This window comes from Paenibacillus pedocola (genome assembly GCF_031599675.1).
In the GTDB taxonomy this organism is placed as follows: domain Bacteria; phylum Bacillota; class Bacilli; order Paenibacillales; family Paenibacillaceae; genus Paenibacillus_AQ; species Paenibacillus_AQ pedocola.
The window spans coordinates 936,952-949,131 of the sequence record NZ_CP134223.1; the positions used below are offsets into that span (position 1 = coordinate 936,952).

10 protein-coding genes are annotated in these 12,180 nt (G+C 53.1%); all 10 read left to right on the top strand.

Annotated elements, in window-relative coordinates; translation table 11 throughout:
* Positions 1-27 precede the first annotated feature (27 nt).
* A complete protein-coding gene (locus QU597_RS04055) occupies positions 28-846 on the top strand; it encodes an ABC transporter permease (protein ID WP_310831480.1) in 819 nt (272 codons plus the stop codon).
* Positions 847-850: 4 nt separating this feature from the next.
* Positions 851-1,639, top strand: a complete 789-nt coding sequence (locus tag QU597_RS04060; RefSeq protein WP_310831481.1) for an ABC transporter permease — start codon at positions 851-853, stop codon at positions 1,637-1,639.
* 29 nt (positions 1,640-1,668) lie between these two features.
* Positions 1,669-2,733 carry an ABC transporter ATP-binding protein gene (locus QU597_RS04065; RefSeq protein WP_310831482.1) on the top strand — a complete coding sequence of 355 codons (1,065 nt, stop codon included), beginning with the start codon at positions 1,669-1,671 and terminating at the stop codon, positions 2,731-2,733.
* Positions 2,734-2,755: 22 nt separating this feature from the next.
* Entirely contained in the window at positions 2,756-4,477 is a 1,722-nt protein-coding gene (locus QU597_RS04070; protein WP_310833220.1) for an adenine deaminase, read from the top strand.
* Between the two features lie 381 nt (positions 4,478-4,858).
* Positions 4,859-4,999, top strand: coding sequence for a hypothetical protein (locus QU597_RS04075; protein ID WP_310831483.1), 141 nt, complete (start codon positions 4,859-4,861; stop codon positions 4,997-4,999).
* A gap of 45 nt (positions 5,000-5,044) precedes the next feature.
* Entirely contained in the window at positions 5,045-5,539 is a 495-nt protein-coding gene (locus tag QU597_RS04080) for a CYTH domain-containing protein (RefSeq protein WP_310831484.1), read from the top strand.
* A 187-nt stretch (positions 5,540-5,726) separates the two neighbouring features.
* Entirely contained in the window at positions 5,727-7,115 is a 1,389-nt protein-coding gene (gene thrC / locus QU597_RS04085) for a threonine synthase (RefSeq protein ID WP_310831485.1), read from the top strand.
* A 338-nt stretch (positions 7,116-7,453) separates the two neighbouring features.
* Positions 7,454-8,440, top strand: coding sequence for a Gfo/Idh/MocA family protein (locus QU597_RS04090; protein WP_310831486.1), 987 nt, complete (start codon positions 7,454-7,456; stop codon positions 8,438-8,440).
* Positions 8,441-8,458: 18 nt separating this feature from the next.
* Positions 8,459-9,334: a radical SAM/SPASM domain-containing protein gene (locus QU597_RS04095; protein WP_206103246.1), complete on the top strand. Its 876-nt coding sequence runs from the start codon at positions 8,459-8,461 to the stop codon at positions 9,332-9,334.
* 693 nt (positions 9,335-10,027) lie between these two features.
* A complete protein-coding gene (locus tag QU597_RS04100; protein ID WP_310831487.1) occupies positions 10,028-12,169 on the top strand; it encodes a class I SAM-dependent methyltransferase in 2,142 nt (713 codons plus the stop codon).
* Positions 12,170-12,180: the final 11 nt, after the last annotated feature.

Below are 12,180 nucleotides of genomic sequence, written 5' to 3' on the forward strand. Positions count from 1 at the left end.
AGCCGAAGAAGGACGGAAGTCATTAGAATGAACAAACGAGCCATATATCTGCTGCTGCCGGGCCTCTTGTTCCTGGCGGCCTTCATGCTGGTCCCGATTACGCTGACCATCGCCTCTACTTTCGTGCAGGACGGGAGGCTGACGCTGGAAGGGTATCTGCATTTTTTCCGCGACGGGTACTTTAACCGCATCCTGCTGACTACGCTTCGGGTAAGTGTTGTGACCACGCTGGTCTGTATGCTGCTCGGGTATCCGGCGGCTTATTATATCTCGCGGACCAGCGCCCGCAAAAAGAGCCTTCTGCTGGCGCTGTCGATCTTTCCGCTGTTGACCAGTCCCGTTGTGCGCTCCTTCAGCTGGATGATTATTCTCGGCAAAAAAGGGCTGATTAATTCCTTTCTGGTCAATACCGGACTGGTCGCGAAGCCCCTGGACATTCTCTATACACCTGCGGCCATGATGATCGGTCTGGTGCATCTGTTCCTGCCGCTGATTATTATCACTCTGCTTGGAGTGATGGAGAATCTGGATCATGAGCTGGTGCGGGCGGCACGCAGTCTGGGTGCTTCCCCGTTTGCCGCGTTCCGCAAAATCACCTTCCCGCTGACGGTGCCGGGGCTGATCATCGGCGGAATTCTGGTCTTCGTCGGCAGCCTCACGGCGTATACCACGCCAGCACTGCTTGGCGGTAAGGAACGGGTAGTATCAACCTTTCTGTATCAGAACGCGATGACGCTGAATGACTGGCAGGCCGCTTCGGTTATCGCTGTCATTATGATTGTTATTACATTTGTGGTGGTGGGGCTGATGAATGCCTGGGCCAACCGCTTAAATCCGAAGGGGTGAGAACATGAAGGAAGGGAACCGCATGCTGTCACTGTACACGCTGCTGGTCTTTATATTTTTGCTGGGTCCGCTCATCATCATTTCCATTACTTCCTTTGAGCCGGGCACCGTCCTGAAATTCCCCCCTGAGGGCTTTTCACTGAAATGGTATCAGAACATCTTCGAGGTCAGCGCATTTATGGAGACCTTCAAGACCTCGATTATCATCTCGCTGCTCGGCAATCTGCTGGCGCTCCTGGTGGGTGTGCCTGCGGCCTACGCGCTGAGCCGTTACCGGTTCCGCGGGCGGGATACGCTGAATGCGATTTTCCTGTCCCCGGTGCTGATTCCCGGCATTGTGCTGGGCTTCACGCTGCTGCGCTATCTGATTGTGGTGTACGGGCTGCCGATTGTCGCCGGACTGCTGATCGGGCATACGGTGATTATGCTGCCTTTTATTATCCGGGTGATCGCTTCGAGTCTGGAGAATTTCGATTTCGCCGTGGAAGAAGCGGCGCAGAGCCTGGGGGCTTCCAGATTGTATACGTTCTTCAAAGTGGTGCTGCCTAATATCCGTTCCGGGATTCTGGCGGCCATTCTGATCGCTTTTCTGGAATCGTTCAACAACGTGGATATATCCGTATTCATGACCGGTCCGGGGATTAGTACCCTGCCGATTCAAATGCTGACCTATGTGCAAAATTACTTCGATCCCACGATTGCCGCGATTTCGGTCATTCTCATGGTGCTGACGGCAGCGCTGATGTTCATCATTGAGCGGCTGATGGGATTCGCTTATTTCACCAAACGATAGCCTATTACATGATACGGAGGCCTAACGCAATGTCACTTTTAAGTCTTGAGCAAGTATCGGTTGCGTATGACAACCGTCTAATACTGGAGGATTTCAATCTGTCGCTGGAAAAGGGGCAGCTCCTCTCGCTGCTCGGCCCCAGCGGCTGCGGCAAAACAACCACGCTGCGGCTGATCGCCGGATTCCTGAATGCGCAAGCGGGCAATTTCATGTTTGGCGGGAAGGACTACACCAAGGTTCCGGTGGAAAAGCGGAATTTCGGTTTCGTGTTCCAGAGCTATGCGCTGTTTCCGCATCTGTCGGTCTATGACAATGTGGCGTTCGGCCTCCGGCTGCGCAAGGTGAAGGAGGCGGAGGTGAAGAAGCGTGTGACCCGGATGCTGGAGACAGTCAGTCTGGGCGGCTTCGAGAAAAGACTTCCGGCTGCCCTCTCCGGCGGACAGCGTCAGCGGGTAGCAATCGCCCGCTCACTCGTCATTGAGCCGGATCTGCTATTGTTCGACGAGCCGCTGAGCAATCTCGATGCCAATCTGCGGGTGAACATGCGGGTAGAAATCCGCCGCATCCAGCAGGAGCTGGGCATCACGACCGTCTATGTCTCCCATGACCAGGAGGAATGCTTCTCGATCTCCGATCAGGTGGCCGTCATGAACAACGGCAAGATTGAGCAGCTCGACAAGCCATCGGCGATCTTCAAATATCCGGCCAGTGAATTTGTGGCCCGGTTTATCGGGTTTGGGAACTTTATTGCTTTTGACGGACGGAATGATGAAGGTTCGGATATTGAGCTCAGCCGCGGTGCGCTGAAGTTCCTGGCGGCGAAACGGCCGGAGGGGCTGGGCAACACCGGATTACTCGGGGCTATCCGCCCTGACGATCTGCAGTTGTTTGCTGCTATGCCTGAGCCTGGTACAACCCGTAACACACTGCCCGGAACAGTGCAGATCAGCACGTATCTCGGCCGCAGCTATCAGTACCAGGTGGAGACGGAACTCGGTGTATTCACCGTTAATCAGGAAATGGAGCAGCCTTTCATTCAAGGACAGCAGGTCACGGTTTATTTTCCAAAAGAGAAGCTGGTGCTGGTGCAGTAGCGCTTCATAAGGAGCAGACATGATGATTACAGATCAACTTATACTGAACGCTAAAGTGTACAACAGTTACTATAAACGATTCGAGACAGCGAATGTTGCCGTCAAGGAAGGGCGTTTTCTCTATGTAGGACCGCTTGGTGCGGAGACATTCATTGCTGCAGAAACGATTGACGCAGAGGGGCAGTATCTGGTGCCCGGGCTAATCGATATCCACCTGCATATTGAGAGCACAATGATTACTCCGGAGACTTTCTCTTACGGCGTCCTGCAGCACGGGGTAACGACCATTGTTCCCGAGCCGCATGAAATGGCTAATGTATTTGGTGTAGAGGGGGTCCATGAGATGATCCGGGCCAGCCGGGACTGTAAGGTGGACATGTTCTACGCGATTCCGAGCTCGGTGCCGGCGACGCCGCTGGAGACAACGGGCGGCTCGATTGAAATTGCCGATATCGATGAGCTGATGGAGACAGAGCAGATGATCTGCCTGGGTGAAGTGATGAATTTCGTCGATGTGATCCGAGATCCGGACTCTAAAAGCAACCAGATCCTCCAGCATGTCCGCAGCAAGTATCCCGGTCTTGTCATTGAAGGCCATACGCCCAAGCTGCTGGACCTGGATCTGCATCAGCTGATCTTTGCCGGGATTGATTCCGATCATACCCATCAGAGCATCGAAGGCCTGACCGCGCGGATCGCAGCCGGGATGTTCATCGAGATCCAGGAGAAATCGATGACCCCGGATGTAGTGGACTATCTGATTAATCATCCGGTCAGCGAGCATTTCTGCTTCGTGACCGATGATGTGATGACCGATTCGCTGGTAGCGACCGGCCATCTGGACCATCTGGTCCGCAAGGCTATCGCTATGGGTATGGCGCCGGAGGACGCGGTCTATGCGGCTACGTTCACGCCAGCCCGGCGGATGAAGCTGGACGACCGCGGCGTGATAGCGCCGAACAAAACCGCCGATTATCTGCTGCTCTCGGACCTCAGCAGCTTCACGATTGAGGCGGTCTACAAGCGGGGCGCCCAGGTCTATGACCGCAAGCAGCCGCTGCCGCAGGCAGAACAGGAGCCGCGGTTTCCGGCTCATTTCTACCAGAGCGTGCAGCTCACGCCGCTAGCGGCCGCTGACTTCGCGGTGCCTGCGGAGCTTGCAGACGGCCGCTATGGTGCCCGCGTGATGATGGTCAACAACGTGTCCACGTTTACCGAAGAGAAGCATGCGGAGGCCGGGGTGAAAGACGGCCTGCTGCAGTGGCGGGAGAGCGGCTTCGGCCTGATCGCCACCTTCGAGCGGTACGGCAAGAACGGCAACCGTGCCTACGGCCTGATCGGCGGCGACACGATTAAGCGCGGCGCAGTTGCAACCACGTATTCGCACGACAATCATAATCTGCTTGTGGTCGGCCATAACGCCGAGGATATGGTGCTTGCTGCCAATACTGTGATTGCCGCGCAAGGCGGCTTCTGCGTCGTCTGCGATGGCGAGGTGCTTGCACTGCTTGAGCTGCCGGTCGGCGGCATTCTGACCGAAGCGCCGCTGGCTGAGACAGCGGAGCGCGTGCTTGCGCTGCGGACAGCGATGGAATCGCTGGGCTATGATCATTACAACCCGATCATGTCGATCAGCACGCATTCCCTGCCGGTCAGCCCGGCGCTGAAGATTACGGACCTTGGACTGATTGATGTCGGCGCAGGCAAGGTCGTGCCGCTGCTGTTCCCGCTTGGGGAAGAATAGAGAGTGATTTAGTGTAACCAAATATGCTGTAGAAAGGGTGTCCGAGAGGGCGCCCTTTTTAATACGGGGATTTACGAGTTCTTATCCTATGGATGTGAATGTATGGATATGAATTCTTGGAGTGATTGTACTTTCTGCAATAGAATGCTCAATATTGGGCTGAAAATCGCATTCTGCTGTATTTCGTGCAATGGAAAATCAAGATTTGGAGGTAAAGAGGCTTCTTTGCTCAATTCTGCTGTACAGAGTGCAGTAGTTTCAGTTTTCCGGTAACGAAAGGGTTCATCTGCTGCAGAAAATGCAATAGAATGCACTATCACCGGTCATTTGTGATGGATTTTTCTCGTCCAAAATGGACGTAATGCAGGGAGGGGACGAGCTATGACAGATAAAGCGATGCAGCGCCAGTTAAAGCATTCAGCAGATGAACGGGATCATTCATGCAGCAGCTACATCATACAGGCGAAGCTTTTCGCTTTTACGATTGACTTGCGTATGACACGACCCTATGATGATAAATAATATAAAAATATAAGCGGACCGTACGAAGAGGAGAGAGCGAGCAGCATGGGGATGGAGATTGAACGCAAGTTTCTGCTGCCGGAATATCCGGAGCAGCTGATTGAGGGAGGACAGCTCAAAGTGCTTACCCGGCACAGTATTGACCAGACGTATCTGGCGATTGAGGACGGGCAGGAGCTGCGGGTGCGCAAAATAACCGATCTGGATTCCGGTGAGGTTACCTTCACACACACCTTCAAGGATGGCAAGGGCATCAGCCGGAAGGAGGTCGAATACGACATCTCCGAAGGTTTATATAACCAGATGATTGAGGCCGTGAAGGCCGTGCCTCTGGTCAAAACCCGCACTACTGCCGTATGGAACGGCACCACGGTCGAAATCGATGTCTACACTCAGCTTGAGCTTACGGTGATCGAGGTTGAATTTGATTCGCTGGAGGAAGCGGAGGGCTTCACCGCCCCTGAATGGTTCGGCGAGGATGTCAGCGTAGCGAAGCAGTACAGCAACAAAACCGTCTGGAAGCAGCTTCAGCATAAGTGAGGCACGGCAGCCGTATTTTTTTCACCAAAGTTGACACGGAAGTAACGGACTTTAACGCTTAAACGTGTTAATATGTAAGATGAACTTAAGAATGAATTCAGTTTACATTCTTAAGTTCACATTCTATATATGGTATTCACGTTCTACACAGGGTAAATAAAGAGGGGTTCAGGAGGATGAGACAGGTATGGAGTATATAAGCACAAGAGGAAATGTGGAAGCTAGAGGCTTTATTGATACAGTTCTGATGGGGCTGGCGGATGACGGCGGGCTGATGGTTCCGGTGCAGATCCCGGTAATTTCCCCGGACACGCTGGAGGAATGGCGGAAGCTTAGCTTCCAGGAGCTGTTTCTGGAGATTTTCTCCCATTATACTAACGATGAAATTCCTTACGATGATCTCAAAGAAATGGTGTACACCAGCTACGGCAATTTCCGTGCGCCGGAGGTGACACCTCTTCATAAAGTGAATGATTCCTTATACGTGCTTGAGCTGTTCCATGGACCTACGTTCGCGTTCAAGGATGTGGCGCTGCAGTTTATGGGCGAGCTGTATTCCTACATTGCCAAGGTGCGGGGCGAGATTATCCATATTCTCGGGGCGACCTCAGGTGATACCGGTGCGGCGGCGATTCAGGGCGTACGCGGCAAAGCAGGCATCAAGATCTGTATCCTGCATCCGCATAATAAGGTGAGCAAGGTACAGGAGCTGCAAATGACGACTGTGGATGACAGCAATGTGCTGAATCTGTCCGTCGAAGGCAACTTCGATGATTGCCAGAAGGTGATCAAGGAGCTGTTCGCGGATCTGGACTTCAAAGGCAAATATCACCTGCGGGCGATCAACTCGATCAACTTCGTGCGTATTCTGGCCCAGACGGTTTATTATTTCTATGCTTACCTGCAAATCGAGAACAGCGGTGGAAAGAAGATCAATATCAGCGTGCCTTCGGGCAACTTCGGCAATATTTTCTCCGGCTTCCTGGCCAAAAAGATGGGGCTGCCGATCAACAAGCTGATCATTGCCACGAATGAAAATAATATCCTCGAACGCTTCGTGCTGACCGGTGAATACAAACCAGGCGGCTTTACGAGCACATACAGCCCTTCGATGGATATCCAGGTGGCGAGTAATTTTGAGCGCTATCTGTATTATTTGCTGGACGAGAATGCGGTCAAGCTCTCGGAGTATATGGCGGGGCTTGCGGCAGAGGGCAAAATTACGGTGGATGGCGAGCTGTTCACTCAGGTGCAGGCTGATTTTGCCGCGCTTGGCGTGAAGAACGAGCAGTGCCTCGAAACAATCAGCAAATATGAGCAGGAATACAGCTATCTGCTTGATCCGCATACAGCCTGCGGGATCGCGGCATATGAGGCTTTTGGCGGACCGGATGAAGTGACGGTTACTTTTGCTACGGCGCACCCTGCGAAGTTCGATGAAGCGATTGCCCTGACCGGGATCAAGCAGGAGTTCCCGGCGCCAATTTCCGCATTGTTCGAGATGCCGCAGCATATGACGGTTGTGGAGCATGACAAGGCGGCGATTGTGCGCGAGCTGCAGGCTTTTTACGGATAACTAGCGCCGGGATGTTCACTGCTTGAACCTGCTTCTGCACCCTATACGAAAGTACACGCAAAAGGCCCCGTTTCTCGAGAAGAACGGAGGCCTTTTTGGTCGTATAGCTGGAGTTAGCCTGTAACTGCGGGGGGCCCGCAGAACATCGTTACTTTTTTCACATAAATAGGCTTGCAGGATTTGTCGTAAATTCTGATTGAAAAGTGGACATACCTATCACGGAATGAGAAAATAGCAGGTAGAGAGCAGCAAAGAAGCGGAAGCGTGTCCGCGGGAAAAGAAGGAACTTATAATCATCCGGCATCAGTCGTATATTTAAAAAAAGGACGGGATCACTCATGACAATTCGTTTCGGGGTCGTAGGCACCAACTGGATTACAGACCGCTTTATTCAAGCCGGGCTGGAGAATGAGGAATTTATTCTGACAGCGGTATATTCCCGTACAGAGGAAAAGGGCCTTGCTTTTGCCGCCAAATACGCGGGAGCCGCCATCTATACCAATCTGGAGGATATGGTGTCCAGCGGAGAAGTGGATGCCGTGTATATCGCAAGTCCCAATTCGATGCATGCTGAGCAGGCGCTGATCTGCATGAATCACGGCAAACATGTGCTGTGCGAAAAACCGGCTGCCTCCAACAGCAGCGAGCTGCAGAAGATGATCGAGGCTGCGCGCAGCAATGATGTGCTTCTAATGGAAGCGATGAAATCGACCTTTATGCCGAATTTCGGCGTAATTAAAGATAATCTTTATAAGCTGGGCAGGGTACGGCGTTATTTCGCCAGTTATTGTCAGTACTCGTCCAGATACGATGCGTACCGGCAGGGAACGGTGCTGAATGCTTTTAACCCGGAATATTCGAACGGCTCACTGATGGATCTGGGGATCTACTGCCTGTATCCGATGGTGGCGCTATTCGGCAAACCGGATTCGGTAAAGGCTACGGGCATTATGCTCTCTTCCGGGGTGGACGGCGAAGGCAGCATGGTGATGCGCTACCCGCATATGGATGCTGTCGTGATGCATTCCAAGATTACCGATTCCTATCTGCCGGCAGAAATTCAGGGGGAGAACGGGACCATGGTGATTGATAAGATCAACCAGCCGTACCAGGTCAAAATCCAATACCGCGACGGAACGGTGGAGGAGCTCACCCTGCCGCAGGTGTTCGAGCCGATGTACTATGAAGCGTATGAGTTTATTAATCTGCTCAAAAACGGACAACGTGAGAGCACTGTCAACAGTCACGCCAATTCCTTGGCGGTAGCAGAGATCATGGAGGAAGCGAGACGGCAGATCGGCCTCCGCTATGCCTCGGATATATAGTGAAATGGGGAGCAGCACTTGAAGACTTTTAAAAAGGTATACATCGAGATTACAAGCGTCTGCAACCTGGCTTGCAGCTTCTGCCCGCCAACCGAGCGGCAGAAGAACTTCATGAAGCCGGATACCTTCAGCACTATTCTTGATGAGATTAAGCCGCACAGTAATCATATCTATCTTCATGTCAAGGGCGAGCCGCTGCTGCATCCGAAGATTGGTGAGCTGCTGGACATTGCAGATGCCAAAGGCTTCAAGGTCAATATCACGACCAACGGAACGCTGATCCATAAGGCGGGGCCGAAAATTATCGGCAAGCCGGCGCTGCGCCAGATGAACTTCTCCCTGCACAGCTTTGACGGGCACGAAGGCTCGGAGAACCGGGAGGGGTATTTGAAGGAGATTATTTCTTTTGTACAGGAAGCTTCGGCGCAAGGGGTCATCATCTCCTTCCGGCTCTGGAATCTGACGGAGGACAACCAGACCAATCTGACGCGGAGCCGCAACCGAGAGACGCTGGCTGTGCTGGAGGAGGCGTTCAATCTGGACTTCAAGATTGAGGAGAAGGTCGTTCCGGGCAGCGGCGTCCGCATTGCGCCGCGTATCTATCTGAACCAGGACCACGAGTTCAAATGGCCGGCACTGCATGAGCCGGAGGATGACGGCAAAGGCTTCTGCCACGCGTTGCGCAGCCAGGCGGCGGTGCTGGTGGACGGCACGGTGGTGCCGTGCTGTCTGGATGGCGAGGGGGTAATCAACCTCGGCAACATCCATGAGCGGCCGTTCTCCGAGATTGTCGAGGGCGAGCGGGCCAACAATCTGTTCTACGGCTTCTCCCGCAGGGAAGCTGTAGAAGAGCTGTGCCGCAAGTGCGGGTACCGGCAGCGGTTCGGTACGTAGGCAGGAGGCAGATGAGGTCGCTGTCAGCAGCAAGGGCAGCCGGGTGAACATTCCAGCAGAGCTGCAGCTGGCAGCAGTCACATTCAGTAGCAACCGTAGTTAATAGCGGAAATAGGTAGAAGAATGAGGTAGCTGATAGTATTCGAAGCCATCTGCAGCCCTGTTTGTAATCGTAAAGCAAACCATAGCAAGCCTCCGCCGGAAGCTTGCTATTTGGCGTATGGTACCTGTAGTTCTCGCGAAAAGACGCATTATCTCAAAATGGCGTAATGAACATTCATAGCTTTGCCCACCCTACCCATCTTATGCTCTAAAAATCCTGCTATAGCCCCTATAACCGCCCGATGAACGCTACCGGATACGTGTAACTGGATTCCGTACAATTAAATTAAGAATATTTTGCCCTGCTGTACGACTAATTGCATTTGCTGCAGTTAAAATTCAACAAAAGCAGGTTTACAGTGGTTTGAGAGAAATATAATTTTAGAAATTGCAACTAAACTACAATTCGGCTAGGCAACGCCTGATTTAACTGTAGAGAATGCAGTTAAATATTGCTGTACGCTTAAACTTCTGATATCCGCAGAAAAGGCGATTGCCAGCACCAGTAAGTACTATAACGGTTTACGTACTAATAGGTTCCTATCTACATTCGCCAATCAAACAAGAGATTATCATACCAGGAGGTGCAGGATGCTGAAATCGTTGCAGGCTATTGAAGCATACCGTGAAGGGGATTATTTGCCTGAGGAGGAGCTTGTGTGGCTGAAATATATTGTTCAGGCTGAAATGCCGATAGTCAATCTGGAGCGCGTGGAATCGCTGCGGGAGCTGGACCATCGGAATCCCGTGCTGGACTATGTGGAACGGAGTCTGCGGCTGCTGGATAGTCTGCCGTTGTCCTACTGGATTAAGGAATTAGCCGAAGAGACGCTGGTCTGGTCGGAGACGGCCAAAGGCGGGACCTCCCGCCAGCGCCGGAAGTGGCAGGAGGAAGGCATTAATTGCTTTGCCCATAATATAGGGTCAGCGCAGCTGTACTGGCAGCATGCCGGAGGCAATGCAGCCGCTGTAGCCTCCGGGCCTCAGGCGGCGCTGCTTAAGGCGGCGGGTGTAGCGCATGCGGAGAAGATTCTGATTGTGCACCGCCTGATTGAAACGCATGGCCTCCTCGGCCAGCAGATCCGCGGCGAGGTTCCGCCAAGTGTTAACCGCCCGCTGGCCGGTTTGGTCGAGGAGGGGCTGCTGACCTCCGACGAGCTGGAGCGGCTGCTGTTTGCGCTGAATCATTGTATCATTGGCGCTGTCTCGCCGGTACTGTGGCAGGAGGTTCGCAGTGAGGTGATGGAGCTGATAGCTGTGATCGCTTCAGGAAGCCTGGATACCCCATTGCCAATGAGGGAGCGGCTGCACCGCATGCGCTCCGGTCCAATCTCCCGGGGTGAGGATTTCGCGGCGGAGTGGAGCAGGCTGGAGCAGGAGGGCATGGATTCCGCATTGCTCGAAGCCATGCATCCGGTAACGTTCTGGTATGTGGAGTCGGCACTGCAGACGTTTTCGCTGGAGCAATTTCTTAAAGTGCTGGCGCTGGCCGCACAGGGCAGCGCCAGCAGCGGCCTGAACCATATCAGCTTTGAAGCCGTCATGAATTCAATCTACTATGACTATAAAGGCGTAAAAAAAATCAACGTATATAAGAAACGGATTATCGAAAAGTATCTGTCTGAGTTTAGCTGGCAGGACATTACCGCCGGAAACAGCACTTCCGGCAATCCCCATCTGATTCACCGGCTGCGGCGGCAGAGACATCTGCCGGATACGGTGTTTTTTGACTTTGAATTCTCCCCCGCAGCAGAGAAGCTGATTGAATTCTGTATTGAGGCCGAGAAGTCAGCGCTATACGAGCGGGCGGTGCTGCTCTTATTCGATTTGTTCGATCTGCGGCGCGACGCATTCGACCGCTTCCATAACGAGGATAGCTACCTGAGCCAGATGAACGATACGGCTGATTATAAGGCTGTTATGCTGGATTATGTCACCGGCAGCAAGGTGCTGGATATCGGCCCAGGCGGCGGTGTGCTGCTTGATCTGATTGAAGAGCGGATGCCCGCTGTCACTCCGGTCGGCATTGATATATCCAGTAATGTAGTGGAAGCGCTGCGCCAGCGTAAACAGCGGGAAGGCCGCCGCTGGGAGGTGCTGCAGGGTGATGCGCTGAACCTGAAGGATTTTGTGGAGACGGGCAGCGTGGATACGGTGATTTTCTCGTCCATTCTGCATGAGCTGTATTCGTATGTGCCGATGAATGGCGTGAAATTTAATCATGAGACGGTAGCCGCAGCGCTGGTAAGCGCGTTTGAGGTACTTGCCGAAGGCGGTAAGATCATTATCCGGGACGGGATCATGACTGAACCGGAGGCATTGCAGCGGAGAATCCGGTTTCTGGAACAGAGCGGACTGGCATGGCTGGAACGGTATGCCGGGGATTTTGCCGGACGCAAAATCCAGTATGAGGTGGTCGGTGAGCAGGAGGTGCTTATGCCTGTTAACGATGCCATGGAATTTCTGTACACCTACACATGGGGTGAGGAAGCTTACGTCCACGAGGTCCAGGAGCAGTTCGGTTATTTTACACCTGAGCAGTATGTGAAGTTTATCAGGGATCATCTGGGAGAGCAGGCGCAGATTGAGGTGTTCCGCCACTATCTGCAGGAAGGCTATACCCTGGCACTTCAGGAACGGGTCGTTATTATGGATGAGCACGGCAATGAGACGGCTTTGCCGGACAGCACCTGCTTCATGGTAATCCGTAAGGCTGGCAGCGCGGCAAGGTAAGGGATTAAAGT